The following is a 26,810-nucleotide window of genomic DNA, read 5'->3' on the forward strand; positions in this document are numbered from 1 at the left end:
GTTCATTTCTCGGTGGCTCCGCCCGTACCTTTGGAGGGCGCGGGGTTGGGGCTACTGGGGTGGGTGGATCGGTGCGGCTCGGGGTGGTTGCGGTGTTGCTGTGCGTGCTCATTGGGTGCACGCCGGCTCCGGTTGCGGGCGGGCGTGAGCCGACGCCTACGCAGGGTACGGCGAGTGCGGTGTCGGCACCGGCACGCGGACCGCTGGACCAGGCGGCGTACCAGGCCGAGCTGGCGAAGGTCGAGAAGGGCCTCGGCGGGAACCTGCGCGCGCTGGCCCGGGCGCAGACGGCCGAGGGGCTGGCCGAGGCGATGCGCGATCTGTCGACCGCGCTGAACAAGGCGTCGGCGCAGCTGGCCGCGATCACGGTCGCGGCGCGACTGAGCGGCGTCCATCAGCTGTTGCAGGATCGGATCGGGGTCGCGGCGTACCGGTTGGCGGATTCGGAGCAGGCCGAGCTGGATGCGCGGTGTGGTGGCGGCGCGTACACGTCGAAGAAGGTGCAGCGGCAGTTGCGGGTCGACCTGCAGCCGGCGTTCGCCGCGTTGACTCAGCGCGAGCTGGTGTTCGGCGGTAGCCTGCCGAACCCGGGGAAGGCGCCGGAGGCCGAACGGCCGGCGAACGGCGAGACCGTCGTCCGGCGGGGCGAGGCCGGGATCGGGCGGCTGGAGATCACCAACGGGACGTCGAAGGATGTGGCGATCTCGGTCGTCCCGGATGGGAAACCGCCGCGGGAGCCGCACGTGATGACCTACATCCGGGCGGGGAAGGCGGCCGCGATCACGCGGATCGGCGGGCCTTACCACCTGTATTACAAGAGCGGCGCGGAGTGGAGCTCGGAGCGGCGGCAGTTCGCGACCGGGTGCTCGTTCCAGAAGTTCGAGCAGGCCTTCGGGGCGGACAAGTCGTGGAAGATCGACCTGCAGCGCACGGTGTCGGGTAATGCGCCGACCAAGTCGGTGGAGGCTTATTAGGGTTATGTGACATCGGCCATGTCACGATGACAGAACGCCGTACCGCGGTCACGATGAGGTCATGAGCGCAACCGCGACGGTCACCGTGGCCGGGGTTCCTGGAGTCGAGGTCGCCTACCACCGCCAGGGTGCCGGCGAGCCGCTGGTGTTGCTGCACGGCATCGGCCACCACTGGCAGGCCTACGACCCGGTCCTCGACGAGCTGGCCGAGCATCACGACGTGATCGCGCTCGACTTCCCCGGGTTCGGCGCGTCGCCCGACATCCCGGACGGCGTCCCCGACGAGCTCGACAGCCTCGCCTACACCGTCGACGCGCTCTGCAAGGCCCTCGACGTCGATCGCCCACACGTCGTCGGCAACTCACTCGGCGGCCTGGTCGCGCTCCGCCTCGGCCAGCTCGAACTGGTCCGCACGGTCACCGCGCTCTCCCCGGCCGGCTTCTGGTCACCCCGCGAGAACCGCTGGGCCCTCGGCCTGCTCACCAACCTGCGCCGCGTCGCCCGCCGTACCCCCGAACCGACCGTCCGCCGGCTCTCCCGCACCCCCGCCGGCCGCCGCGTCCTCACCGGCACCATCTACCACCGCCCGGCCCGCCGCGCCCCCGAAGCCGTCGTCGCCGAATCCCGCGCCCTCCGCGACGCCCCCGCCTTCGACCGCGTCGCCGCCCACGCCCGCCGCGGCGCCACCTTCGAAGGTGACGTCCCCGCCGTCCCCGTCACCATCGCCTGGGGCACCCACGACCGCATCCTCCTCCCCGTCCAAGCCGCCCGAGCCCACCTCCAACTCCCCCAGGCCCGCTCCGTCCCCCTCCTCAACTGCGGCCACGTCCCCATGAACGACGACCCACCCCTCATCACCCGAACCATCCTGCAAACGACGAAGGGCTGAGGAATCACAGGTCGTCGGGCAACAGCCGGAACGCTTTGTGCGGAGTGAGCGGCTGCACGGCCCGGAAGTCGCGCCGATCGAGCGTCAGCACGGCGTCCGTCCGATAGTCCGCCGCGAGACAGACACTCACGGCATCGGCCAGGTCCAGATCCAGGTCGGCGTACCGGCGGATGACGCTCAACGCCGTACCGAACGTCTCGGCGCCGACGTCAGGGATCTGAAACCTGAGCTTCGCGACCTGGTCGTGCAACAGGTCGAGAATCGTCGCCCGAGCGCGGCTCCCCAGTCTGACCCGGGCGAGATGATCGACCTCCGCCAGCACCAACGGCGACAGGACAACCGTCCCGGCCTCTTGCAGGAGCCGCCGGCAGTCTGCGCTCTCCGGGGCGTTGCGGTCGAACGCGGCGATGATTCCGGAGGTGTCGGCGATCAGGATCATCAGGCAGAACGCCGAGCGACCTCGGCCCGGACCTCGGCCTTCGTCACCGGCTCACCGCTGCCGTCAAAGGTCGGCCAATCGAGCGGCTCGTCCCAGACCCGGTTGGCCATCGCGGCCAGATGGATCCCCTCGCGGATGATCTCCGCCTCGGGAATGCCCCGTCGGCGCGCGGCCTCCTTGATCAACGCCAGATCCTCAGGATCGGCGTAGACGTTGGTCCGCTTCATTGACATGTACCAACGCTAACACATGTACTGCACGGTCAGCATTCGATGACGTTGACGGCGAGGCCGCCGCGGGAGGTCTCCTTGTACTTGATCTTCATGTCGGCGCCGGTTTCGCGCATGGTCTTGATGACCTTGTCGAGGGTGACGACGTGGACGCCGTCGCCGTGCATGGCCATCCGGGCGGCGTTGATGGCTTTGACCGACGCCATCGCGTTGCGCTCGATACAGGGGATCTGGACCAGGCCGCCGACCGGGTCGCAGGTGAGGCCGAGGTTGTGCTCCATGGCGATCTCGGCGGCGTTCTCGACCTGTTCGGGGGTGCCGCCGAGGACTTCGCAGAGGCCGGCGGCGGCCATCGAGCAGGCCGAGCCGACCTCGCCCTGGCAGCCGACCTCGGCGCCGGAGATGGAGGCGTTCTCCTTGTAGAGGACGCCGATCGCGGCGGCGGCGAGCAGGAAGCGGACGACGCCGTCCTCGGTCGCGCCCGGCACGAAGCGGCGGTAGTAGTGCAGGACGGCGGGGATGATGCCGGCGGCGCCGTTGGTGGGGGCGGTGACGATGCGGCCGCCGGAGGCGTTCTGCTCGTTGACGGCGAGAGCGAACAGGTTCACCCAGTCCATCACCTTGAGCGGGTCGACCGACCAGGGGTCGCGGGTGAGCTTGGTGTGCAGCAGGTGCGCGCGCCGCGGCACCTTGAGCCCGCCGGGCAGCACGCCCTCGGTCTCACAGCCCTCCTGAACGCAGTCCTGCATGACCTGCCAGATGTGCAGCAGGCCGCTGCGGATCTCCGCCTCCGTCCGCCAGGCCAGCTCGTTGGCGAGCATCACCTCGCTGATCGACAGGCCGGACTCGCGGCAGCGGTCGAGCAGCTCGGCGCCGGTCCGGAACGGGTATTTCAGCACGGTCGTGTCCGGGACGATCCGGTCGCCGGCGGCGGCGTTCTCGTCGACGACGAAACCGCCGCCGACCGAGTAGTACGTCCGCTCCCGCAGGACGGCGCCGTCGGCCCCGCGGGCCAGGAACGACATCCCGTTCGGGTGGTACGGCAGGGCTTTCCGCCGATGCATGATCAGGTCGGTGTTGTCGTCGTACGCGATCTCGTGCGTCCCGTTGAGCCGCAGCCGGCCGCGCTCGCGGATGGTCTCCACGCGGGCGTCGACGGAGTGCGTGGCGACGGTCTCCGGATCCTCGCCCTCGAGACCGAGCAGGACCGCCTTGTTACTGCCGTGGCCGTGCCCGGTCGCGCCGAGCGAGCCGAACAGCTGCGACTCGACGCGGGCGGTCGCGGTCAGCAGGCCGGCGTCCGCCAGGCCGTGCACGAAGGTCCGGGCCGCTCGCATCGGGCCCACGGTGTGTGAGCTCGACGGGCCGATCCCGATACTGAACAGGTCGAAAACACTGATCGCCATCCGTGTGGAGGTCCCTTCCGGTCGTCGTTGACCGAGTGGTGTCCTCCCCACTCTGTTGGACCGATGTCCTCCAGAGGTGCCTCGCCCGTACGGTGAAGGTGCCTGAGAGATTCTTGGGGAGAGTTGCTCCTACGGCGCCCGGGTCCGAGGGCGTCTCTCCCAATTCCACGCCGTAGCGAGCATGTGCTCGGTGCGGTGCATCGGTGTGCGGGGGCGGAGGGTTCGATGCGGAGCATCGTGCCCTTCGCACCCGTGCGGCGAGGTGCCGTGCCGAGTGCAGCGCAGTAGGCGTGGGATTGGGAGAGACGCCCTTTGCCCGGGTCTCTCCCGCACGGGTTCATGCGGCTGTTGAATTAGCTTCCGCACGCGACGGTACGGCGGCCTCCCGGCTGCCGTCAATCCGGCCGGTCCGCGCGGCCCAGATCTCGAAGAACCAGGTGAACAGCGGCGGAACACTCGCGGCCAGCGCGACCAGCGTGACCGGCCACGACCAGCGCAACGGGCCGCGGACGAGCAGCACCGTCAGCACGTAGACGACGAAGATGCCGCCGTGGATCGGGCCAAAGATCTTGACCCCGAGCTCGTTGTCGGACAGCACGTACTTGAACAGCATGCCGATCAGCAGGCCTGTCCAGGAGACCGCCTCGGCGATCGCCACCACCCGGAACCACCGTGAGTGTGTCATCGCGCCCGACCCTAACAAGCCCCGCAAACGACGACCGGGGTGGTCCAGGGGCGTTCCCCGATGCCGACGAGCAAGCGATTGCCGAAGGATCGGGGGAATGAAACCGAGAACATTGGCGTGGACTGTCGCCCTGACCGTCGCCGCCGCCAGCCTGACCGTCCTCCCGGCCTCGGCCGCCGTGCAGTGGCGGGACTGCGTCGCCGAGGGCAACGACGACCCAGCGGTCGTCCAGGGTTCCGAATGCGCGACACTCCAGCTGCCCGTCGACTGGCGGAACCCGGACGGCCCGACGTTCGGGTTCGAGATCGCCCGCCGGACGGCGAAGCAGCAGCGCGTCGGCGTCCTCGTCTTCGGCCCCGGCGGCCCGGGCGACTCCGGCGTCGACCGGATCAAGACCGGGATCAGCCGGTTCAGCCCGCAACTGCAGGACCGCTTCGACATCGTCAGCTTCGACCCGCGCGGGATCGCCCGCAGCAACCCGGTGCGCTGCTCGGCCGAGCTGATGGCCAAGCTGCCGTCCCCGATCATCAAGAGCCCCGCGGAGTTCACTGCGGCGGTCGACTTCAACCGCCGCCTCGCCGACGACTGCCGCACGCACACCGGCCCGCTCTACGACCATGTCGACAGCTGGCAGACCGTCCGGGACGTCGACGCCATTCGCCGCGCCCTCGGCGAGCGCCAGATCTCCTTCCACGGCAGCTCGTACGGCACGCTGCTCGGCGCCCAGTACGCCGAGACCTACCCGCGCAACGTCCGGGCGATGGTGCTGGAGAGCGTGCTCGACCACAGCCTGGCCGGGCCGCGCGAGTTCCTCGACGTCCAGGCCGCCGGCGTCCAGGACTCGTTCGACGAGTTCGTGAAGTGGTGCGATCGGACGACGTCGTGCGCGCTGCACGGCCAGGACGTCCGGGCCATCTGGGCCGATGCGCTGGCCCGGGCGGGCAACCAGTTCCAGCTCAGCTTCAGCACCTTCCGGATGCTCTACGGGCCGCAGTGGAACGCGCTCGCGGAGTCCCTGCAGAAGCTTGCCGTCAGCAAGCAATCCGCCGCGCTGGCCGCGCACCCCTTCATCCCGTTCTGCCAGGACTGGAATCTGCGCATCACCAACTACCGTGACTACGCGAGCCTTCTCGACCGGTTGGCCCGCAAGAACCCCGACATGCCCTATCCGGGTCAGCTGATGGCCGTCTCGGTCTGCCTCGGCGCACCGAAGGCCAACAACCCCCAGCACCGCCTCGACGTCCGCAACCTGAAGACGCCGATCCTGCTGGCGAACGCGCTGCACGACCCGGCGACGGCGTACCCGATGGCCCGCAGCGTCGAGCGCCAGCTCGGCCGGCACGGTGTGCTGCTCACCTACGAGGGCTGGGGACACGGCAGTTACAACAAGGGCGCCTGCATGCTGTCGACGGTCGACAGCTACCTCATCGACCGCTCGGTGCCGAAGCGCGGTACGTCGTGCCCCGCGATCCCGCCGACCGGCTGAGACTCAGACCGCGACGCCGGTGATCTCGAGCACCCGGTGCAGGTGATCGCCGCGGCGAGCGCGCTTCGACAAGGCGCTCAGCTCGGTGCAGGCGGCGTCGAGCGCCTGGGCCTGCGTCCGGCAGCGATCGACGTACCAGAACGGATCGTCCGGCTGCGGATCATCCGCGTCGTCGATATCGGCGTACCAATGCGCCTGGCCGTAGTGGACGACTCGCACTCGCAGGTTCATGACTGCTCCCCCGTTGGATCTCCCCTGATCCTGAATCCGAATCCGGCCGGCGCGTGACCGCGGCCCCCCACTGTCACGCGCCGGGCCGAGTTCGACCCTCCCCGACGACTACATCGTGCGAGCACCCACTTGTGTTACCGCAAGTGATTGCTAATTTTAAGTGATCGAATGACTACTGTCCGTTGAGGTGCTGCCGGGTCCAGGCCTCGAGCCCGTCGGTGGTGATCGGCAGCGCCTCGGTGAGGATCTCCAGCCGGTCGGCGTGCACGACGACGTTGTCCTCGATCCGGATGCCGATCCCGCGCAGCTCGGGCGGCACGGTCTCGTCGTTCGGGTGGAAGTACAGCCCCGGCTCGACCGCGAGCGCCATCCCGGCCTCGATGTCGCCGGCGAAGTACGTCTCCGGGCGCGCGGCGTCGCAGTCGTGGACGTCGAGGCCGATGTAGTGCCCGGTGCCGCAGACGATGAACCGGCGGTGCTGCTGACCGTCCGGCCCGAGCAGCTCGTCGATCGACGTGTCGAGGATGCCCCAGTCGCGCAGTCCTTCGGCCAGCACGACCATCGCCTCGTACTGGAAGGCCCGGTACGGCGCTCCGGCCTTGACCGCCCCCAAGGCGGCGAGCTGCGCCTTGTGCACCAGGTCGTGGACCTGCCGCTGGGCCGCGGTGTATTCACCGGTGGCCGGGAACGTCCGCGTCACGTCGGCGGTGTAGAGCGTGCGGGTCTCGACGCCGGCGTCGAGCAGGATCACGTCACCCTCGTTGACGGCGCCGTCGTTGCGAACCCAGTGCAGCACCGGCGCATGCTTGCCGGCGGCAACAATCGATGCATAGCCGACGCCGTTGCCCGCCGTCCGGGCGCGACGGTCGAAGGTGCCCTGCAGCCAGCGCTCACCGCCGCCGCGAATCGCCTCCGGCAGCTCGCGCGCGACGTCCCCGAAGGCGAGCACGCTGGCCGCGACGGCCTCGCGCAGCTGATCCAGCTCCCAGTCGTCCTTGATCCGGCGCAGCTCGGCCAGCGTCTGGCGCAGCGAGTTCCCGTCGTACGGCGACGTCTGCACCAACGCGTCCAGCATCGGCTCCACACCGGGCACCGACAACATGTACGGAACCGCGCCGCGGACCGCGGAAGGCAGCTCCTCGATCGGCCGGCAAGCGATCTGCAGCGCATCCGACCAGTCCTTCAGGCCGGGCACCGGGCCGATCCACAACTCGCCGTCGCGCGCGTTCGCGAAGAAGTCGGCCTCCTCCGGCCCGGCGGTCTCGCGCAGGTACAGCGTCGCGTCGCCGTCCGCCGACAGCACCAGGACGGCGCCCTCCGCCTGGCAGCCCGTCAGCCAGACGAAATCGCTGTCGGCGCGGAATTCGTAGTCGGTGTCGTTCGAGCGCACCGGCGCCCGGCCGGCCGCGAGCGCGATCCGGCGGCCCGGCAGCGCCGCGCTGAGCTTGCGCCGATGCTCGGCGGCCGCCTCGGCCAGCCCGGCGGGCACGGTGATCGAGCGGTCCACCGGCCCCCAGCCGCGCGCGATGGACTCGCGGAAACCCTTCGCGTCGATCGGGCGGTAGGACTTGGGCGTCGGGTCGGTCCGCTCTTCCTCGGTCATGCGCTGCGCTCCCCTGGGCTGCTGACGGCTGTACACCTCATCAACTCAGGTCGCGGTGACTGAAATCAAGCCTTTAACGACTCCGGAACGCGGCCAGAATCGCCACCTCGGAGTCGGTCAGGTACTGATGCAGGTCGGTCGCCGCTTCGGCGTACTTACGAGCCTCCAGCAGGTCGAAAAGTGCCCGATTCCGGGCAATGTAGGGCTCGTGCAGCTCGCGCGGCGCGGCGATCACGTGGAAGAGCAGGCGCAGCTCGGCGAGCAGGCGGCCGGTCATCGCGTCCATCCGGGCGCTGTCGGCCAGGCCGATCAGGTGCTGGTGGAAGCGCATGTTCGCCGTCCCGACCGCGGCCCAGCGGTCGGCGAGAGCCGCGGCCTCGGCGGCCTCGACGTCGTCGAGCAGCGGTTCGAGCCGGGCGGCCGGCAGCTCGGGCTCCCGGTCGGCCAGGCCGCGGACGACGTCCACCTCGAGGACCCGGCGGAGCCGGTAGAGGTCGACGACGTCGTGCTCGTCCAGCTCCGGGACGAAGACGCCGCGGTGCAGTTTGTAGATCAGCAGACCCTCGTGGGTGAGCAGCCGGAAGGCCTCGCGGAGCGTGTTCCGGCTGACCTCCAGCACCTCGGTCAGCTCGACCTCGGACAGCTGGGCGCCGGGCGGCAGCGCACCCTCGGTGATACTGCGGCGGAGGATGTCGGCGGCGCGCTCCGCGGAACTGCTGCGATCCAGCCGGGCCACGTCGGCGGCCACCGTCCGCAGCCACGCCTGGCGGCTCTCATCCACCTCACCGGTGCTCATGGGCCGCATCATAGAACAAACCTCTTGCAGGATTGTTCAACAATCTCTTAGCATGACGTATGGATCTCAACGCGGATCTCGGGGAAGGTTTCGGCTCCTGGCCGATGGGTGACGACAGCGCGCTGCTCGACGTCGTCACCAGTGCGAACATCGCCTGCGGTTTCCACGCCGGCGATCCCTCGATCATGCGCCGCGTGACCGGCCAGGCGGTCGAGCGCGGCGTCGCGATCGGCGCCCACGTCGGGTACGCCGACAAGGCCGGCTTCGGCCGCCGGTTCGTCGACATCGAGCCGGATGCGCTGCGCGACGAGGTCGTCTACCAGATCGGCGCGCTGGACGCGTTCGCCCGGATCGCCGGAGACCGCGTCCGGTACGTGAAGCCGCACGGCGCGCTCTACAACACGATCGGCCACCACGAGGCCCAAGCGGCCGCCGTGGTCGGCGCCGTCGCCGACTACGACCGATCCCTGCCCGTTCTCGGTCTGCCCGGCTCGGCCTGGCTGCGGCTCGCGGCCGAAGCCGGGCTGACCGTCGTCCACGAAGCCTTCGCGGACCGCGCGTACACGCCGGAGGGGACGCTGGTCTCGCGCCGCGAACCGGGCTCGGTGCTGCACGACGCCGACGAGATCGCGGCCCGCTGTACGGCGATGGCGACCGGGCAGCCGATCAAGGACCGCACCGGCGCGGACCTGACCGTCGAAGCGGCGTCCATCTGCGTGCACGGCGACACCCCGGGCGCGGTCGACATCGCCCGCCGCGTGCGGGCCGCGCTGACCGACGCCGGCGTCCGGCTGAGCCCGTTCTGATGCGCATCCTGCCTGCGGGCGACCGGGCCCTCCTGGTCGAGCTCGACGACCTCGACGAAGTCCTCGGGTACTACGCCGCCCTGCTCGCGGAGCACCCCGCGGACGTCGTCGACATCGTCCCCGCCGCACGGACCGTGCTCGTCACCACCAGCGGCAGCCTGGAGCCCTTGGAGCGACACCTGCGCGCCGTCCGGCCGACGCAAGCCGCGCGGAACGCCGGCGACCTGCTGGAAGTCCCGGTCGTGTACGACGGCGCAGATCTCGCCGACGTGGCCGAACTGCTCGGCTGCAGCACTGCCGAGGTCGTCGAGCGGCACACTCAGGAGGAGTGGACGGTCGCGTTCTGCGGCTTCGCCCCCGGCTTCGGCTACCTGACCGGGACGGCCGACTGGAGCATCCCCCGCCGGTCGTCGCCGCGGACGAAGGTCCCGGTCGGCGCGGTCGGGCTGGCCGGTGAGTTCAGCGGCGTCTACCCCCGCGAGTCGCCCGGCGGCTGGCAGCTGATCGGACGGACGTCGTTGCAGATCTTCGATCAGTCCCGCGACCCGGCCGCGCTGTTCCACCCCGGCCGCCAGGTTCGCTTCGTGGACGCCGGATGCTGACCGTTCTGGAAACCGGGCCGTTGGCAACCATTCAGGACCGCGGCCGGATCGGCCAAGCCGCATTGGGGATTCCGGCCTCGGGCGCCTGCGACGCTTCGGCGTACGCGTTGGCGAACCGGCTGGTCGGCAACCATCCGGGTGCTGCCGCGGTGGAGCTCACCTTCGGTGGTCTCGTCCTGCACGCGGACGCCGATCTCACGCTCGCGATCACCGGCGCGCCCTGCTCCGGCGTACCGCTGAATGCGCCGGCCGTTATCCGCGCCGGGACTGTGCTGCGCTTCGGCCCGCCGCGCTCCGGGCTCCGCACGTACGTCGCTGTCCGCGGGGGCATCGACGTACCGGCCGTCCTCGGCTCGCGGTCGACCGATCTGCTGTCCGGCCTCGGCCCGGAACCGCTGCAGACTGGGCAATCGCTGCCGATCGGGTCCAGCTGTGGGCCGATGCCGGGTGTCGACCTTGCCCCGGTCGCCGCCCCGGCCACCGGCAAGGTCGACATCCGGGTCACCCCCGGCCCGCGCCGGGACTGGTTCTCCGACGCGGGCTGGAAGTCCTTCCTCGGCCAGACCTACTCCGTGAGCGCCAACAGCAACCGCGTCGGCGCGCGTCTCGACGGCGACCCGCTGGAACGCTCCCGCACCGGCGAGCTCTCCAGCGAAGGCATGGCCCTGGGCGCCATCCAGATCCCGCCCTCGGGCCTCCCCGTCGTCTTCCTCGCCGACCACCCCGTCACCGGCGGCTACCCGGTCATCGCCTACGTCGCGACGCCGTCCCTGCCCGCCTGCGCCCAGCTCCGCCCCGGCCAGCCCGTCCGCTTCAGCGTCTGATCAGGACGGCCAGGAGTAGACCTCCTTGCACTGCGTGACGCTGCCGCGGATCGGTGTGGGCTGCTTGAAGCCAGGAGTCTCCGGGAGTTTGACCCAGCAATCGGACCTCGGCTTGGTGCTCAGATAGATCTGCTTCCCGTTGGCGTAGCCGCGGATCACGTACGCGTTCGCCTTGGGGTCGTCCGCGTCGTAGCGGCCCCAGTCGACCCGCCCCTCGGTCGGCGCGAAGTAGAAGCCGTCCGTCAGATATGCCTCGATCGCCGGCTTTCCGGGAACCTCGACGGTCACCCGATCCACCGGCCCCGCGAAGATACCCGCGTTGCGGGCGACCGACCGCATCGGATCGCCGCCGAGGTACTGCTGCTGGCTCCGGAGGCTCGACTCGCTGATCTTGCCGCCCGCCGTGCGGCTGCACAGCCAGAACCCGGTCTTCGGCGTGAGGACGTCGGACGCCGGCGGCTGGGTGTCGTCCTGCCATTCGTCGACCTTGCCCTCAGCGATCAGCCAGGTGTCGACGACCTTCGGGTCCAAGATGTCGGTGAACTGGAACGCGCGGATCGGCTGGTAGCCGCGGAACGGCTTCGGGAGTTGCTTGACGGTGATCTCGTCGGCCTCGGCGAGGCACTCCTGCTGGAGCTTGGCGGTCTCCGCCGCCGTCAGCTGCCGCACCCGCTCCTGCCCGGCGGCCGGCGCGTCGGCGTCACGGAGCGCCGGTACGGCGACGGCCAGGCCACCGCCGACCGCGAGGACGGCCACCGCGGCGGCGATCGGGACCAGGGCGCGGCGCTTCGGCCGGGACTGCTCGTCCTCGAGGGCTTCCAGGAGTTCGGCGCGGAGTTCGTCGTGGCGCGGCAGCGGGCGGTCGGGCCGCGGGTTCAGCAGCTCTCTCATGACAGGTTCTCCAAGGACTCGGTGCTGACGACGCTGAGGTCGCGAAGACGTTTGCGGGCGCGCGAGAGCCGCGACTTGACGGTGCCGAGCGGGACGTCGAGCGCCACGGCGGCGGACTGCGCGTCCAGGCCGCTCCAGAAGCAGAGCTCGACGATCTCCTGCTCGTGTTTCGGCAGCTTGCGCAGCAGGGCGCGCAGCCGCTGGGCCTCGCGCTCGTCGTCGATCCGCGCGGCCACGCCCTCGGCGTGATCCGGCTCGTCCACCGCGGTCTGCCGGAGCAGGTTCAGCCGCCGGAAGCGCTGCCGCCGGAACTCGTTGCGCAGCACGTAGTCGGCGGTTCGCAACAGCCAGGGCAGCGCGGAGTCGTGCACCAGCTCGACCTCGGCGCGCCGCCGCCAGCCGTGCAGGAAGACCAGCGACGTCAGGTCCTCGGCGTCACTCCAGGACGCCGTCCGCCGGAACAGGAAGTTGTAGACGGCGGTGGCGTGGCGGTCGAACAGGGAACCGAATGCCTCGGTTTCGCCGTCGACCGCCCGCCGCCACAACTCCTGGTCACTCATCGTCGCGGGCAACCCCTCTGGTCCGCCTGGTCTGGCCGCAAGGACCATCACGTCACCACCTCCAGATCGTCCCCCGCCAGGGGGTCTCACTGGATATATGTCGTGAGTGGCGAACCGGGATCCCGGTCAGTTCGGATAGACCGCGATCTCGTCCACGAAGACCCAGTCCGCGGCGTTGCCTTGGGCGTACTTCTCGTATTCGACCTGGACGTACCGCGCCGTGGCCTGCACCGGCAGCCGGAACCATTGGGCCGACGAGACCGAGGTCGCGGCCAGCTCGGTGAGCGCCGTCGGGCTGTTCCCGACCGAGATCCGGACCAGGTCCGGCGAGTACTTCGTCACCCCGTCGTAGTTGTCGTGCACCTCGACCCGGCCGAACGATTGCGCCGAGCCGAGATCCACGAGCACCTTCACCCGGCCCGTCGTACCGACGCCGTACTTGTAGCCGTAGCTGAGCGAGTCGTCGTGGTGACCGGCGATCACGCCGTCGGTCGACTCCTTGTTACCCGCGTCGGGGTAGCCGGCCTCGGGTGCGGCCGTTTTCGTGTACGCCGCTCCGGTCGCCAGACTCGCGGGGGCGGTGGCCGAGTACGCCTCGAGCTCGTCGATCAGCATCACGCCCGCGTCCCCGCCGTACGTCTTCTGCAGCGTGAAGCGGATGAACCGCGCGTCGGTCGGCGGGAAGTCGAACTCGAACCAGATCCCGGCCTGGTCGTTGGTGGTCCCGGGCAAGAAGCCGCGCTGCTTCCAGTTGTTGCCATCGGCACTGGTCGAGACGGTGATCCGATCCGGCCGGTAGGCCGGGTACTCCTCGTAGGCGTGCACCCGGGCCGAGTCCACCCGCTGGGTCGACCCGAGGTCGAACGTCACGGTCGCCGTCGGCTGCCCGGCGCCGAAGCCGTAGGTCCGGCCGTCGTCGTGCGCATCCGCGAGGACGCCGTCCGTGGACTCGATCCCGCTGTCCGGCTTGCTGTTCGGCGCCGGGCTCACGGTGTAGGTCCGCCCGCCGAGCACGTTCGCCTTCGCGAGCTTGCTCCCCGCGACCTCGATGCCCTTCAGCGCGTACGGCGTACTCCCGTCGAACGTGATCCGAACCGACCGGGCCTTGCCGTTGATCCCGGCGAAGGCGCCACCGCCGCCGGAGTACGCCGTCGTCCACCGGCTGCCGTTGTAGGAGACCTGCACCGTGTAGTTCGCGGCCGGGGCGCCGGCCCAGTTCAGCCGCAGACCGTCCAGCTGGATCTGGCGATCGAAGTTCAGCTGCAACCACTGACCACCCGGGGTCGCCGGCTGCCAACTCGTGCTGTCGTCGCCGTCGATCGCGGCGGCCGCGTTTCCACTCGACGCGCTCACCTCGGCGGTCCGGGCGAGATCACCGGCGACCGGCTTGCCGGCCGCGGCGTCCAGCGCGAGCTTGCGGATCCGCGCCTGGTAGCCGGTGTCCGGGCTGTACTTGTCGGCCTTCTGGGTCAGCGCGGTGGCCAGATCCCTGGCCAGCTTGGGATTGGTCTTCCCCAGGTGGTTGAGGACCTCGTAGTCCTCGATCCCGTCGCGCAGGGACTCGTAGCGGATCGAGGACTGGATCGTGTTCCGATCCTCGTCCGGCCAGACGATGTAGTGATCGCCCTTCGACTCCGTCGTGTTCAGGTCGGCCAGCCAGCCGCTCATCGAGTAGTGCAGGTAGCCGTTGGCCCCGCGCGAGTAGGCGTACCAAGGGGTCAGCCGCTGGTTGAACTGCGGCTGGTCGATGAAGCGGTTGAGGTAGTTGCCGACCGGGATGTTGCAGTTGTAGAAGTACAGATCCTTGCCCTGGGCCCGCAACGCGTCGTACGCGGCCTGATTGGCGTCGTAGTTGAGCAGATTCGGGACGACGACGGCCATCTCCTTCGACACACTGGCCGCGACCGGCTCGTGGAAGGCGGCGTCTCCGACCGGGACGTTCGGCCACTTGCTCCGCATCCGGGCCAGGATCCCCCGCCAGGCGGCCTCCTCGTCACCGCCTTCGATCCCGGGCTCGTCGCCGACGTGCATCCAGTAGTCGAGCCCCGTCGTCCAGCCCTTGGCGTCCAGGTGCTGCTTGAGCGCGGGGATGAACTGGTCGATGAAGTTCTTCGCCTTCGGCGAGTCCCAGTTCACGTAGTTGCGCTGCCCCTTGCCGCCGAGGCCGTCGATGATCTCGACCTCGCGGATGTCGTCCTGCGGCCGGCCCCAGTTGTAGGTGTCGGCCGAGACCCAGAACCCTTCCAGCCGCTTCACCACGCCCCGGGCGACCATGAACTCGACGATCTGGTCGATCCGGCTCCAGTCGAAGGTGTACACGCCGGTGGCGTTGCTGTTGTTGGTGACGGTGGTGTTGCCGTCGATCAGCAGGTTCACCAGCGGCAGTGTGAGCGTGTTGGTCCGGTGTCGCTTCATCTGCTCCGCGACCCGCTCCAGCAGCTCCCAGTACTCAGGGGTGTAACGCTCGTACTTGTAGGTCTCCTCGACCGTCCGGCCCTCCGGCGCCCAGGACAACTCGCCGAAGAACGTGTTCCACAACGTGGTCTCGAAGGTCTGGTCCTTCGGATCCGGCAGCGTCACCGCCCGGACGTCGATCGAGATCGGCACCGCGATCGGGCCCTTGTTGGTCGTCACCGTCACGGTTCCGGCGTAGAGCCCGGCGGTCGTACCCTTCGGGACTGCGGCGGTCACCCAGATCGAGAGCGACGTCCGCGGGCCGACACTCGCCGTCCGGTCGTTCGACAACGGGTCCGGGAAATCCCCCGGCGCCTTGCGGACCGCCGGATACATCTGCTGGGACCCGAACCGCGTGTTCGAGTTCAGGTACTTGTAGGTCACGAAGTTGTACGACAAGTTGCTCGCGGCAATCGACTTGGCGCCGCTGGTCAGCGCCGAGAAGTCGACGCCTTGCACGGTCAGCGTCGAGGCGGAGCGGACGACGATCTGCGCGCTCTCCTCCTCGTTGATCGCGGCATCGAGACTGATCGCCCGTCCGGACTGCTTGCTCGGCAAGGTGTCCCGGAACACGCTCGTACTGGACGGCTCGGTCCAGTAGTCGACCCCAGGCGCGGCCTGCACAGCCCGGCCGGTGGGCGGCGACGTACCGGCCTGAGCGGTGGGCGCAAACGCGAGCGCGGCCACGACAACTGCGGCGGCAAAGCGACGGACGAACGACATGAGGCTGTCCTCTCGGGGTGGTGAGCGGCCCCTGATACCCACCACGATCAACGCCGCCGCACGTCGCCGTCCAGAAGATTCCTTAGACCACTGCCTTGAACCGCTGGCGATACTCCGTCGGCGTCGTCCCCAGTTGGCGGGCGAAAGCCCGGCGTAAGGTCTCGTCGCTGCCCAGGCCGCTGAGCTGGGCGGCGGCAGTGATGCTGTGTCCGTCCAGCAGGAGTTGCTGAGCGCGATCGAGCCGGACGCGCTCGATCCAGCGGCCTGGCGTGGTCTGGAGTTCGGTCTGGAACAGCCGGGTCAGATGTCGCGGGCTGACAGCGGCCAAGGCGGCCAGCGCGGGCAGGCTGTGATCGGCCGCTGGATCGGCGACGACCGCAGTCGTTGCCGTTCGCAACGGATCGCTACGGGCCGGCGGCGTCGCGAGCGCGGTGGAGAACTGCGACTGCCCGCCGGGCCGCTGCAGGAACACGACCAGCTCCCGCGCGACCTCGCGGGCCGCCTCGGCGCCGTGGTCGGCCGCCACCAGCGCGAGCGTCAGGTCGATTCCCGCGCTGATCCCCGCCGAGGTCAGGTAGCGGCCGTCGGTGACGTGCAACGCGTCCGGCTCGACGTCGATCTCCGGGTAGCGCCGCGCGAACGCCTCGGCGTGCCGCCAGTGGGTGGTCGCTCGCCGGCCGTCGAGCAGGCCCAGCTCGGCCAGCACGAACGCGCCGGTGCAGACCGACGCGACCCGCCGCGCGTGATCCGCGAGGACGGCGACCGTCGTCCGGACGTCGTCGGGGACACGCTCGGCCAGGTGATCGGCGCCGGCGATCAGCACCGTGTCGACCGGGCCGACCGCCGCGGGTGCGAGCGTGTCGGCCAGCTTCAGGCCCGACGCAGCTGTCACCGATCCACCGTTCGGCGACACCAGGACCGACTCGTACCGCCGGCCCGCCCGGTTCGCCTGGTGCAGCACCTCGAGCGGGCCGGTCACATCGAGCAGCGTGACGTCGTCGTACACGACGAACGCGACCCGACGGGTCCGAATCTGTGGTTGATGCGGCCTTTTGGACATGTCGCCAGCGTAGCCCCGGCGGCCACCCTGGTGACATGAGTGAAGAGATCGCCGGGATCAAGATCCCCGACAGCACCCTCGCGCGCGCGGCCACCGAGCTGGTCCGCGACGCCGCGACCGACCTCGTCTACCACCACTCCCGCCGGGTCTACCTCTTCGGCGCCCTCCGCGGCCAGGCCGACGGCCTGAGCCACGACCCTGAGCTGCTGTACGTCGGCGCCCTGTTCCACGATCTCGGTCTCACCGAGCGCTACCGGCGGACCGACCAGCGCTTCGAGCTCGACGGCGCGGACGAGGCCCGCCGCTTCCTGCACGCGTACGGCATCCACCCCCTCGACGCCGACAAGGTCTGGACGGCGATCGCCCTGCACACCACGCCGGAGATCCCGCTGCACATGGCCCCCGAGATCGCCCTGGTCACCCGCGGCGTCGAGCTCGACGTCCTCGGCCTCGGCCACGACGCCCTCCCCGCGGCGCACCGCGAGGCCGTCGTCGCCGCCCACCCCCGCCCCGACTTCAAACCCCAGATCCTCGCCGCCTTCACCGAAGGCCTCGCCGACCGCCCCGCCACCACCTTCGGCAACGTCAAAGCCGACGTCCTCCGCCACTTCGTCCCCAACTTCCACCCGACCGACTTCGTCGAGCTCATTCAGAACTCCCCCTGGCCGGAGTAGGCAACGACATGAGGTAGTCGCCTCCCGCAGCTCCGGCGCCACCGCCTCAGGCGGGACGCCGGAGCGCCGCAAGCACTACCTCATGTCGTTAGCGACATCAGGCCGCGCGCCGCCGCAACACCGTCGTCGCGCCGATCGCCAGCCCGAACACAGCCAGCCCGGCCAGCAGCCGCAACCAGCTGCGCCCGCCCTCACCGCTGGCCCCTGCCAGCTTCAGCGAGTACGCCGTAGCTCCCACAGCCCCTTCCGGTGCGCCGAACGGCATCGACTCCGCCTTCGCCCGCTGCGCCGAAGCCGACAACATGCTGTACCGCCGCCCAAAATCAAGCGTCGTCTCGTTGCCCTTCTTAGCCAACGTCTGCGCCCCCTCGGTCGACAGCCGCCGCGCCCCCTCCGGAATCGCCTTCGTCCCCTCGGCGGCAGTGTTCAGCCCCTCGGCCAGCTTCCCCGACCCCTCAGCCGCAGCCGTGATCCCGGTCGACAACTCCTTCGACCCCGCAGCCAGCTTGTCCGACCCGTCCTTGGCCTTACCGGCACCGTCCGCGAGCTTCGCGGTTCCTTCGGACAGCAGGAACAACCCGTCATCGAGCTTCCCGGTCCCGTCGGCCAGGACCCCGACACCACCGCCGAGCCGCTTCGTACCAGCCGCGAGGTCGTTGGTTCCGGTCCGCAGCCGCTTGGTCCCGGCCGCCAGATCGTTGGTACCGGTGGACAACCGCCGCATTCCGCCGGCCAGCTCGTTCGAGCCGGACCGCAACCGCTTGGTCCCGGCCGCCAGGTCATTGGTTCCGGTCTTCAGCCGCTTGGTCCCCGCCGCGAGGTCGTTCGTCCCCGTCGTCAACCGCTTGGTCCCGGCCGCCAGATCGTTCGTGCCCACCGTGAGCCGTTGCGTGCCGGCCACGAGGCCGTCCGCACCAGCGTCGAGCTGACCGATACCGGTGCCCAGCTCGCCCATCTTGAGGTCGATCAGGCTGGCGCCGTCCGAGAGCTGCTCGAGCGCGGCGAACAGTTGCGTGCCACCCGCTTGGATCTGTGCGACTCCGGCCTGCAGGCCGTTCACACCGCCACGCAGCGTCTTGTCCGCGGGCGTGTCATCGGCCTTGCCGATCGCTCCTTGGACATCCTGCACGACGCTGGAGACCAGCTCACTCACCCCGGCGTCCACAGCCTGCAATCCCTGCGCCAGACCGGGCTTGGCGTCCGGGCAACCCGAGACGCGATTGTCCAGACCACACTGCAGCTGCTCCAGGCCTGGAACGGCTCGCTGGGTCAGTCGGCCCTTGAGGTACGCGAGTGCCACCTGCAGGGTCGCCGAGCTCGGGAGCGGCTCGTCCAGGTCACCGGGCCCGCTACCGATCGAACCCATCCGCGCCAGCGCCGCGTCCAGGATCATCTTCTTGACCGCGTTCTCCTCGGCGCCCTTGTTCGCATCGCCGGCCGGTCCGTTCAGCACCGCCGCGGCAGCGCCGTAGCACTCCTCGCTGTAGCCCTTGTTCGGCTTACCGTTGCTCACGGCATCGACTGCGTCGGACAGACAGTCCACGCCGCGGCGCATCTTGTCGATGCCCGGACCGGACGCCTCGAGCTGCTGCTTGATCCGCTGCAGCCCGCCGAGCAGCGTGCTGCTGTCGTTGACCGAGCCGATACCACCGCGCAGTTGCTGGATCCCCGCGTGCAGGGGCTTGGCGGCTTCGGGCAGTTGGCCGATACCGCCGTACAGGAGGCCCAGGCCGTCCTCGACACCCTTGAGGCCTGCACTGACCTGAGTCAGCCCGGTGATGAGGGCCGGACCGGCGCCGGTCGCCGTGTCCAGACCGCCCGCGAGGGTGCCAGTACCTGCCTTGAGCTGGACGGCCCCGGTGTTCACCTTGGTGGTGCCGGCCTTGAGACGGCCGGTGCCGGCATCCAGGTCCTTCGCACCGGCCTGGAGCCTGCCGGCACCGGCGTCCAGATCCTTCGCACCGACCTGGAGCTTTCCGGCGCCCGCGTCGAGATCCTTCGCGCCAACCTGAAGTTTGCCTGCTCCGGTGTCGAGATCCGTCGCGCCCTTCTTCAGCTTGCCGGCGCCGGCGTCCAGATCCTTCGCACCCCGCTGCAGGCGGCCCGCGCCCCCTTCGAGGTCCTTGGCGCCCTTCTGGAGTTTGCCCGCACCCGCGTCGAGCTCCTTGGCGCCGGCTTTGAGCTTGCCGGCGCCGTCGTTCAGTTTGTCGGCGCCTGCGGCGGCTTCGCCGGTCTTGGTGCGCAGCAGCGAAGCGCCGGTGTCGAGGTCGGCGAGGCCGCCGGCCAACTGGGCGGCGCCGGAGGTCAGTTGGGTGGCGCCGGGGGCGGCTTTGCCGGCTAGGCCCTCGTTGAGGGTTTTGGCGCCGGCATTGAGTTGGAGGAGGCCGCTGAGGAGTTTTTCGCCGCCTTCGCGGAGTTTGACCAGGTTGGCGTCGAGTTCGCCGCCGCCTTCGACCAGGTCGACGCCTTTCTCGGCGCCGGTCTGGTAGCCGGAGACGGCGGTCTTGAAGGTAGGGCTGTCGAGGGGGCTGACCGGGAGCGCGGTCAGCTCGGCCTCGGGGACGACAGCGTTGTCGACCTCGGCCGACCAGCCGAACTCGGCGGTCGCGGCGCCGACCGGCGGGAAGAGGGTGACGGTGAAGCTGAGCTTCGTGCCACCCTTGCCGTCACCGGCCTTGTTCGCCTCGTTCGACTGGACGTCGCCGAACTCGGGCGGCAGCACCGTCGTCAACTGGCCGACCATCGGGATGACGACGTCCGCCTGCTCGGTGACCTTGCGGCCGTAGCCGTCGGTGATGGTCACCGGCTGGGACTTCCCGGAGTTGTTCTCGACCAGGTAATGCGCCGCGAGCCGGCCCTTCTTGCCAACCGCGTCACCCGGCTTCTTCAGCTTCTTGCCGTTCAGCGTGTAGGTGACCGCGACGGTGATCGGCAGCTTCTTCTTGTCGAAGTCGCTGACGGTCCGCAGCCGCTGCTCGCCGTGCACCGAGGTGTCGACGGTCATCTTGCCGTCCTTGACCGTGAACCCGCCGAACCCGTCCAGGTTGCGCAGGCCGTCGGTCGAGACCGGGTTGTCGAGTTTGACCTTGCCGTTGCCGATCAGCGCGAGCTGCTCGTAGACGCGGGCGCCCTCGACCTTGCCGCTGGCGTCGAGCCGGGCCTGCACGGTCTCGGTGTTGGTGACGACGACGGGGTCGGCCGTCACGGCCCCGGCGGTCGCCAGGGCCTGGGAGGTGGACAGGGCAAAGGCGATCGGGACGGCGACGACGGCCGCCGCTGCCCGAGTGATCCGTTGGGCGGTCACGGACGCTCTCCTTCGACGGTGGCGAACTCACGGGTCTCGTTGACAGGAAGCTCTTCGGTCGGCTCGCCGTCCGGCGGCGGCACCTCGGTGCGGGCCTCCGGTTCGGCCGGGGTCGCGGGCTGCGGCCGCTGGATCGAGGTCGCCAGGAACCCGATCCCGGCCGCGAGCAGGACGCCGGTCGCCGCGGACGGCGACTGCGCCAGGAACGCCGGGCTGTCGGCCGTGTACGTCTCCTCGTAGACGGCGACCATCGCGGCCGCGCCGAGCAGCAGCGTCCACAACGGCAGCCGGTTCGCGGAGCCAGCCGCGAACAGCACGCAGACGGCCACCACGAGCACCGCCGCAACCGCCCGTCCGGACGCCGAATCGGGCAGGTAGAGCGCCCGGACGGCGAACCCGAGCCAGGCGACGAAGAGCCCGATCACGAAACCGGCGGCCCGCTGAGCCGGCGTGCGTTCCTGCACCAGCCCCACCACACCCCCCAGGGCCCCGCCGACCAGCGCCACGTGCTGCGTGTCCAGACCGAGGGCTTCCCCCACCAGACACAACAGACCCGCGACCACGGCCAGCAGAGCACCGCATAGCAAGGTACTGCGCTGCATATGAGTCCTCCACCTCACTGTGGACTCCGGGACCCCCTCCGGAAAATCCAAGATTCACGTACTTGAACTACTGTTCAGTACAAGAGCTGAAGGACGTTCGTACCAGGCGGTAACCTCGGCTTCAAGACCGGAACGGTACCGACTCGGAAATCGGCCGATTTCAAGTGTTTGAAGGGCTTTCCAGGGCCTGTTTGCCAGGACATAGGATGCCGATATGACGCAGAATTCTGGGACGCCCGGGATCGACAGCTCCGTCCCGCCGAGCGGCACCGGGTGTGCCGAATGCCTGGAGCACGACGGCTGGTGGTTCCACCTACGCCGGTGCGCGCAGTGCGGCCACATCGGCTGCTGCGACTCCTCCCCCGCGCAGCACGCGTCGGCGCACGCCGAGCAGACCGGTCACCCGATCGTCCGCAGCTTCGAACCCGGCGAGGACTGGTTCTGGCACTACGGCGAGTCGCAGTACTACAACGGCCCGGAGCTCGCGCCGCCGCAGTCCCGCCCGGAGGACCAGCCCGTGCCGGGGCCGGCCGGGAACGTCCCGGCCGACTGGCAGCAGCACCTCAACTGAACTGGTTCAGAGCACGAAACCGGTCGGGAACGGGTCGTCGGGGTCCAACAGGTAGTTCGCGGTCCCGGTGATCCAGGCCCGGCCGGTGATGGTCGGTACGACGGCGTCGTACGGGCCGACCGTCGTCCGCTCGATCAGGCGGCCGGTGAAGCGGGTGCCGATGAAGGACTCGTTGACGAAGTCGGTGTCGAGGGCGAGCTCGCCGCGGGCGTACAGCTGGGCCATCCGGGCCGATGTCCCGGTGCCGCAGGGCGAGCGGTCGAACCAGCCGGGGTGGATGGCCATCGCGTTCCGCGAGTCGGCGCCGTCCAGCCCGGGTGCGGTGAATTGGACGTGTTTGCAGCTGTGGATACTCGGGTCGAGCGGGTGCACCGGGCGGTCGGTCGCGTTGATCGCGGCCATGATGTCGAGCCCCGTCCGCAGGATCTCGTCTTTGTACTTCCGGTCGAAACCCCAGGCGATCCGCGTGATCGGCAGGATCGCGTAGAAGTTGCCGCCGTAGGCCAGGTCGTAGGTGATCGACCCGTAGCCCGGGACGTCGACCACGGCGTCCAGCGTGTGACTGTACGACGGGACGTTCCGTAGCGTCACATGTTCCGCACGACCGTTGCTCACGGCAACTTCGACGACGACGAGGCCGGCCGGAGTGTCGAGCCGCACCACCGTGACCGGCTCCTGGACCTCGACCATGCCGGACTCGACGAGCACGGTCGCGACGCCGATCGTCCCGTGCCCACACATCGGCAGGCAGCCGGACACCTCGATGTAGAGCACGCCCCAATCGGCGTCCGGGCGGGTCGGCGGCTGCAGGATCGCGCCGCTCATCGCCGCGTGCCCGCGCGGCTCGTTCATCAGGAACTGCCGGAGGCCGTCGAGGTGCTTCTCGAAGTACTCGCGGCGTTCGGCCATCGTCGCACCGGGGATGACGCCCACGCCGCCGGTGACGACGCGGGTCGGCATCCCCTCGGTGTGCGAGTCGATCGCCGTGATCGTGCGGACCGATCTCATCGCAACGACTCCACAGCCTTCTGCATGTCCTGCTCCAGTTGGGCCAGGTTCTCCGGAACGAGCGGGCCGCGCGGCGGGCGGCACGGGCCGCCGTACCGGCCGACGTAGTCCATCCCGTACTTGATCGCCTGCACGAACTCCGTCCGCGAATCCCATCGGAACGCCGCGACCAGCGGCTCGTACAACGCGCGCGCCTCCTCCAGCTTGCCCTGGACGGCGAGGTCGAACAAGCGCACCGACTCGGCCGGAAACACGTTCGGGAAACCCGCGAACCAGCCGGTCGCGCCCATCAGCAGCGCTTCCAGGGTGAGATCGTCGGCCCCGGCGACGACGGTCAGCCCGGGCGCCGCCTCACGGATCTCCAGGATCCGCCGGACGTCTCCGGAGAACTCCTTCACCGCGACGACGTTCTCGATCTGCGCGATCTCGGCCAGCAGGCCGGGCGTCAGATCCACCTTCGTGTCGATCGGGTTGTTGTAGACCATCACCGGCAACCCGGCCTTCGCCACCTCGCCGAAGTGGTGCAGCACCTCGCCCGGGTTGGCCCGATACATCGTCGGCGGCAGGCACAGTACGCCGTCCGCCCCGTCCTCGGCCGCCCGCTCCGCCCAAGCTCGCGCCTGGTGCGCCCCCACCCCGTGGACGCCGACCACCACGACCCCGTCGTTGCCCACCGCATCGATCGCCGTCCGGGCCACGGCTCGCCGTTCGTCGTCACTCAACGACGAGTACTCGCCCAGCGACCCGTTCGGCCCGACGCCCCGGCATCCGTTGTCCACCAGCCAGCGGCAATGCTCGGCGTACCGGTCCAGATCCACCCGCAACCCCGCGGGCGCCGACCCGTCCTCGGCGTACGGCAACGCCGTCGCCACGATCACGCCATCCAACGTCTCACTCACAGCTCTCTCCTCCGTCATCTGCCAAATCCCCCAACCGAACCGGCACCGCGACCACCCGCTTCACCGCACCCCCCGAACAGACCCGCCCCTGGCACATCCCCAACCCCATCCGGCTCCCCAACCGAAAGACCCGCCCCTCCCCTTCAACCCCCACCAGGTCTATGGCCCGAACCTCCTCACACCGGCAAACCACCGTCTCCCCACGCACCCACCCCGCAGCCCCATCGCCCACCGGATAGGCGCGACTCAGAACCCCCACCACACTCCTGGTTTTCTTGAGGTCTTCTTGTGCAGTGGACTCGAATCCCGCGTGACGGGCGGCTGCAACTCCGGCGACTCGCCCTTCGGCGGCGGCGAGTGCGGCACCGCCGATCCCGGTCAACTCACCGGCAGCGAAGACTCCGGGGGTGGTGGTTTGCTGGTTGGAGTCGACGCGGACGACGCCGTCCGACAGCTCGCACCCGGCGGCGGTGGCCAGCTCCAGGTTCGGGATGAACCCATGGCTCACGCAGAGCGCGTCACAGGAGATCCGGCGCCGGGTGCCCGGGATCGGCGTCCAACTGGAGTCGATCCGAGCAACCGTGACGGACTCGACGTGATCATCGCCGTGCGCCTCGACCACAGCCCAGCCATGCCGAACCGGAACGCGATGCCGAGCCAGCGCACCGGCGTACTTCAGAAACTCAGGAAGCTTGCTAGCAGCAACTAATGGCGCCGACGCCCAGCCCCGGCCGATCGTTCGCAAGGTGTTGGCCTCGAACAGCCCAGCGATCCGCGCGCCGACCTCCAGCAACGACTCGGCCACCGGCAACAGGAACGGCCCCGTCCCCGCGACGACCACCCGGCGACCGACCCCGATCCGCTGCCCCTTCGCCAGCGCCTGCGCAGCCCCCGCGGTGTAAACCCCCGGCAGATCCCACCCCGGAAACGGCAACACCCGATCGTAGGCCCCAGTAGCCAACACCACCGCCCGCGCATCAACCGCAAAGACCGCCCGCCCCACCGCATCCGCAGCCCCCCGCTGCACCCACACCCGCTTCCCCTCCACCGCCCACACCGAACTCTCCCCCAACCACTCCACCCGCTCATGCCCCAACAACCGCTCCCGCACCCCCGCAAACCCCTTCCCCGGCCGCTCCACCCCCACCTCAGCCTGCCGATGAAACTGCCCACCCACCCCCCGCCCCGCATCAACCAAAACCACCGAGGCCCCCACCTCCGCCGCCCCCAAAACCGCCGCCATCCCACCCGGCCCACCCCCCACCACAACCACATCCGCAACCACCGCGCCCCGCCCACCCCGAGCCGGCGCCACACCCCCGGCAGCCACCCCGCCCGAAGCGAGCGCCTCCACGCGGCCGCCGGCCGTCGCGCCGACTGCCTCCGAGGAAGTACCAACGAGCGCCTCACCGCCCCCGACCGCGGGCAGAACAGCTCCGTCTTGGGTGGCGACACCGGGCTGACACGCACAGCCGCCAGTCGTCCCGGCCGATGCAGACGGACGAACGCCGCCAGGCGACCCGCAACCCTCCGGCAGAACAACCCCATGCTGGCCGGTGACCACACCGCCGGGCTGGCCCGGGCAACCGCCCGTCGTCTCGGCGGATGCGGACGCAGGAGCGTCGCCGGGGGGCTCGGGGAGGACGGCGCCGGGTTGGGTGGTGATGGTGTCGCCGGGGGTTATGGCGCGTTGGCAGGCTCGGATGTCGGGGGTGCCGTTGACGACGACGAGGCAGTCGAAGCAGGCGCCGATGCCGCAGAAGACGCCTCGGGGGCGGTTGTGGATGCGGGTGGTTCGCCAGGTGTCGCGGCCGGCGGCGAGGAGGACGGCGGCTACGGTTTGGCCGGCCAGGGCTGGGACCGGGTGGCCGTCGACGGTGACTGGGATGGGGGTGCCGGGGGTGGGGTCGGCCAGGTAGGAGGTCATGCGCCGATCACCGCAGGGCGGTCGACGCGGAAGGGGTGTGGGTCGATGTGCGGGGGTTGCCGGAGCATGAGCTCGGTGATCAGCCGGCCGGTGGCGGGGGCGAGTCCGATGCCGGCGCCTTCGTGGCCGGTCGCGTGCCACAGGCCCGGCACCCGGGGATCCGGCCCGATCACCGGCAGGTGATCCGGAGCGTACGGACGAAACCCGCCGTACGCGCGCATGACCGGCACCGCCCGCAGGAACGGGAACAACCCGACCGCCTTCGCGGCCAGCTCCCGCAACACGCGCACCCGCAGGCTCTCGTCGAACCCGATCCGCTCCCGGCTCGACCCGATCAGCACCGTCCCGGCCCGCGTCGACTCCACCACGGTCGACGTCTGCAGGTCGGCGTCCGCACTCCCGACCGCGCCCACGTAGTCAGCGTCGTACACCTTATGCCGAACACAAGCCGGCAACGACGACGTCACCAGAATCATCCCCCGCCGCGGCAAGATCCGGATCGGCGCGCCCGCCGCCTCCGCGAACCCACCGGCCCAAGGCCCACAAGCATTCAGTACGGCGTCGCACCCGATCACCTCACCGCCGGTCTCCACCCCAACGACCCGCCCGGACGCCGACCGCCGCACGCCAACCGCCTCGACACCCGGCACCACCGTCCCACCCCGCGCCCGAACCGCCTTCAGCAAAGCCGTTGCCGCCAGCACCGGTTGCACCTGCGCGTCGTCCGGGTAGTGCACGCCCACAGTCACCCGCCGCGTCACCAGCGGCTCCAACTCGAAGACCTCCGCAGGCGTAAGTACCCGAGCATCAACCCCCGCCGCGACCTGCCCAGCCGCGAACGCCGTCAGCGCGGCCGGATCGCCCGTCCCCACGACGACGCCACCCTTGGCCTCCCACTCGACGTCGGCGCCCGCCAACCGCCCGAGCACCGTCTCCCACTCGGCCCGCGACGCGATCGCCAGCTCCAGCTCCGCCCCCGGCCCCTTGTCCGAGACCAGCACGTTGCCTTCACCGGACGCCGTCGTCCCACCGGCCGGCCCACCCCGATCGATGACCGTGACCCGCACCCCGGCCAGCGTCAGCGCCTCCGCGCAGGCCGCGCCGACAATGCCCGCACCGACCACGACCACCTCGGCACCGGCCACGAGCCCTCCACAGATCGTTCA

25 protein-coding genes and 1 riboswitch are annotated in these 26,810 nt (G+C 69.9%); of the genes, 8 read left to right on the forward strand and 17 right to left on the reverse strand.

All coding sequences use genetic code 11. The annotated features are described in order from the left end of the window. The first annotated feature begins 179 nt into the window (after positions 1–179). Both HPO96_RS13680 and HPO96_RS13685 read left to right on the forward strand, forming a co-directional pair. Positions 180–974 (forward strand): hypothetical protein, encoded by a 795-nt coding sequence (locus HPO96_RS13680; protein WP_171673819.1) that lies wholly within the window; start codon positions 180–182, stop codon positions 972–974. A 61-nt stretch (positions 975–1,035) separates the two neighbouring features. Next, positions 1,036–1,863, forward strand: coding sequence for an alpha/beta fold hydrolase (locus HPO96_RS13685; RefSeq protein WP_171673820.1), 828 nt, complete (start codon positions 1,036–1,038; stop codon positions 1,861–1,863). A gap of 4 nt (positions 1,864–1,867) precedes the next feature. Here the strand turns inward: HPO96_RS13685 and HPO96_RS13690 are convergent, their stop codons facing one another. The 4 genes from HPO96_RS13690 to HPO96_RS13705 form a co-directional block, all read right to left on the reverse strand. Next, the gene (locus HPO96_RS13690) at positions 1,868–2,302 is read right to left on the reverse strand and encodes a PIN domain-containing protein (protein ID WP_171673821.1); all 435 of its coding nucleotides are present in this window, start codon (positions 2,300–2,302) and stop codon (positions 1,868–1,870) included. Beyond that, complete coding sequence (locus tag HPO96_RS13695; protein WP_171673822.1) at positions 2,302–2,535, reverse strand: ribbon-helix-helix domain-containing protein; 234 nt, start codon at positions 2,533–2,535, stop codon at positions 2,302–2,304. Before HPO96_RS13695 ends, HPO96_RS13690 begins: the two co-directional genes overlap by 1 nt. Positions 2,536–2,564: 29 nt before the next feature. Continuing rightward, positions 2,565–3,938 carry an L-serine ammonia-lyase gene (locus tag HPO96_RS13700; RefSeq protein WP_171673823.1) on the reverse strand — a complete coding sequence of 458 codons (1,374 nt, stop codon included), beginning with the start codon at positions 3,936–3,938 and terminating at the stop codon, positions 2,565–2,567. 80 nt (positions 3,939–4,018) lie between these two features. Then, a riboswitch (glycine riboswitch) is annotated at positions 4,019–4,111 on the reverse strand. A 164-nt stretch (positions 4,112–4,275) separates the two neighbouring features. Next, positions 4,276–4,623, reverse strand: coding sequence for a DUF3817 domain-containing protein (locus tag HPO96_RS13705; RefSeq protein ID WP_171673824.1), 348 nt, complete (start codon positions 4,621–4,623; stop codon positions 4,276–4,278). Positions 4,624–4,720: 97 nt separating this feature from the next. Between HPO96_RS13705 and HPO96_RS13710 the strand changes: the two genes are divergently transcribed. Beyond that, positions 4,721–6,109 carry an alpha/beta fold hydrolase gene (locus tag HPO96_RS13710; RefSeq protein WP_171673825.1) on the forward strand — a complete coding sequence of 463 codons (1,389 nt, stop codon included), beginning with the start codon at positions 4,721–4,723 and terminating at the stop codon, positions 6,107–6,109. 3 nt (positions 6,110–6,112) lie between these two features. On the opposite strand, the gene HPO96_RS13715 is transcribed toward HPO96_RS13710, so the two are convergent. The 3 genes from HPO96_RS13715 to HPO96_RS13725 form a co-directional block, all read right to left on the reverse strand. Then, positions 6,113–6,340, reverse strand: coding sequence for a hypothetical protein (locus HPO96_RS13715; protein ID WP_171673826.1), 228 nt, complete (start codon positions 6,338–6,340; stop codon positions 6,113–6,115). 172 nt (positions 6,341–6,512) lie between these two features. After that, positions 6,513–7,943: an aminopeptidase P family protein gene (locus HPO96_RS13720; protein WP_171673827.1), complete on the reverse strand. Its 1,431-nt coding sequence runs from the start codon at positions 7,941–7,943 to the stop codon at positions 6,513–6,515. A 73-nt stretch (positions 7,944–8,016) separates the two neighbouring features. Further along, the gene (locus HPO96_RS13725; RefSeq protein ID WP_171673828.1) at positions 8,017–8,739 is read right to left on the reverse strand and encodes a GntR family transcriptional regulator; all 723 of its coding nucleotides are present in this window, start codon (positions 8,737–8,739) and stop codon (positions 8,017–8,019) included. 59 nt (positions 8,740–8,798) lie between these two features. On the opposite strand from HPO96_RS13725, the gene HPO96_RS13730 reads away from it, so the two are divergent. Genes HPO96_RS13730 through HPO96_RS13740 form a run of 3 tightly spaced genes read left to right on the forward strand, consistent with a single transcriptional unit; the run spans position 8,799 to position 10,971 of the window. Next, positions 8,799–9,545: a LamB/YcsF family protein gene (locus HPO96_RS13730; RefSeq protein ID WP_171673829.1), complete on the forward strand. Its 747-nt coding sequence runs from the start codon at positions 8,799–8,801 to the stop codon at positions 9,543–9,545. After that, entirely contained in the window at positions 9,545–10,147 is a 603-nt protein-coding gene (locus HPO96_RS13735) for a 5-oxoprolinase subunit B family protein (protein WP_171673830.1), read from the forward strand. The genes HPO96_RS13730 and HPO96_RS13735 overlap by 1 nt, the downstream gene beginning before the upstream one ends. Continuing rightward, positions 10,141–10,971: a 5-oxoprolinase subunit C family protein gene (locus HPO96_RS13740; RefSeq protein ID WP_171673831.1), complete on the forward strand. Its 831-nt coding sequence runs from the start codon at positions 10,141–10,143 to the stop codon at positions 10,969–10,971. The genes HPO96_RS13735 and HPO96_RS13740 overlap by 7 nt, the downstream gene beginning before the upstream one ends. Here HPO96_RS13740 and HPO96_RS13745 read toward each other — a convergent pair whose 3' ends face one another. The 4 genes from HPO96_RS13745 to HPO96_RS13760 all read right to left on the reverse strand — a co-directional run bounded on the left by HPO96_RS13745 (position 10,972) and on the right by HPO96_RS13760 (position 16,659). After that, complete coding sequence (locus HPO96_RS13745) at positions 10,972–11,862, reverse strand: hypothetical protein (RefSeq protein ID WP_171673832.1); 891 nt, start codon at positions 11,860–11,862, stop codon at positions 10,972–10,974. It lies immediately after the preceding gene. Next, complete coding sequence (locus HPO96_RS13750) at positions 11,859–12,422, reverse strand: RNA polymerase sigma factor (RefSeq protein WP_238355124.1); 564 nt, start codon at positions 12,420–12,422, stop codon at positions 11,859–11,861. Before HPO96_RS13750 ends, HPO96_RS13745 begins: the two co-directional genes overlap by 4 nt. A 126-nt stretch (positions 12,423–12,548) precedes the next feature. Beyond that, entirely contained in the window at positions 12,549–15,599 is a 3,051-nt protein-coding gene (locus HPO96_RS13755) for a glycoside hydrolase domain-containing protein (protein WP_171673833.1), read from the reverse strand. An 82-nt stretch (positions 15,600–15,681) separates the two neighbouring features. Continuing rightward, positions 15,682–16,659, reverse strand: a complete 978-nt coding sequence (locus HPO96_RS13760; RefSeq protein ID WP_171673834.1) for a GlxA family transcriptional regulator — start codon at positions 16,657–16,659, stop codon at positions 15,682–15,684. A gap of 35 nt (positions 16,660–16,694) precedes the next feature. Between HPO96_RS13760 and HPO96_RS13765 the strand changes: the two genes are divergently transcribed. Beyond that, positions 16,695–17,333 (forward strand): HD domain-containing protein, encoded by a 639-nt coding sequence (locus HPO96_RS13765; protein WP_171673835.1) that lies wholly within the window; start codon positions 16,695–16,697, stop codon positions 17,331–17,333. Positions 17,334–17,430: 97 nt separating this feature from the next. Here the strand turns inward: HPO96_RS13765 and HPO96_RS39065 are convergent, their stop codons facing one another. Both HPO96_RS39065 and HPO96_RS13775 read right to left on the reverse strand, forming a co-directional pair. Then, on the reverse strand, positions 17,431–20,637 hold the full coding sequence (locus HPO96_RS39065; protein ID WP_171673836.1) for a hypothetical protein: 3,207 nt from the start codon (positions 20,635–20,637) through the stop codon (positions 17,431–17,433). After that, on the reverse strand, positions 20,634–21,239 hold the full coding sequence (locus HPO96_RS13775; protein WP_171673837.1) for a hypothetical protein: 606 nt from the start codon (positions 21,237–21,239) through the stop codon (positions 20,634–20,636). Before HPO96_RS13775 ends, HPO96_RS39065 begins: the two co-directional genes overlap by 4 nt. A gap of 214 nt (positions 21,240–21,453) precedes the next feature. On the opposite strand from HPO96_RS13775, the gene HPO96_RS13780 reads away from it, so the two are divergent. Next, positions 21,454–21,810 carry a UBP-type zinc finger domain-containing protein gene (locus tag HPO96_RS13780; RefSeq protein WP_171673838.1) on the forward strand — a complete coding sequence of 119 codons (357 nt, stop codon included), beginning with the start codon at positions 21,454–21,456 and terminating at the stop codon, positions 21,808–21,810. A 6-nt stretch (positions 21,811–21,816) separates the two neighbouring features. Here the strand turns inward: HPO96_RS13780 and HPO96_RS13785 are convergent, their stop codons facing one another. From HPO96_RS13785 to HPO96_RS13805, 4 genes are read right to left on the reverse strand one after another with little or no spacing between them, the layout of a single operon-like run. Next, positions 21,817–22,818: a proline racemase family protein gene (locus HPO96_RS13785; protein ID WP_171673839.1), complete on the reverse strand. Its 1,002-nt coding sequence runs from the start codon at positions 22,816–22,818 to the stop codon at positions 21,817–21,819. Further along, positions 22,815–23,717 (reverse strand): dihydrodipicolinate synthase family protein, encoded by a 903-nt coding sequence (locus HPO96_RS13790; RefSeq protein WP_337796631.1) that lies wholly within the window; start codon positions 23,715–23,717, stop codon positions 22,815–22,817. The genes HPO96_RS13785 and HPO96_RS13790 overlap by 4 nt, the downstream gene beginning before the upstream one ends. After that, positions 23,710–25,644, reverse strand: a complete 1,935-nt coding sequence (locus tag HPO96_RS38225) for an FAD-dependent oxidoreductase (RefSeq protein WP_238355125.1) — start codon at positions 25,642–25,644, stop codon at positions 23,710–23,712. The genes HPO96_RS13790 and HPO96_RS38225 overlap by 8 nt, the downstream gene beginning before the upstream one ends. After that, positions 25,641–26,789 (reverse strand): FAD-dependent oxidoreductase, encoded by a 1,149-nt coding sequence (locus HPO96_RS13805; protein WP_171673841.1) that lies wholly within the window; start codon positions 26,787–26,789, stop codon positions 25,641–25,643. The genes HPO96_RS38225 and HPO96_RS13805 overlap by 4 nt, the downstream gene beginning before the upstream one ends. Positions 26,790–26,810: the final 21 nt, after the last annotated feature.

Source organism: Kribbella sandramycini (genome assembly GCF_013131805.1).
GTDB classification, from domain to species: domain Bacteria; phylum Actinomycetota; class Actinomycetes; order Propionibacteriales; family Kribbellaceae; genus Kribbella; species Kribbella sandramycini.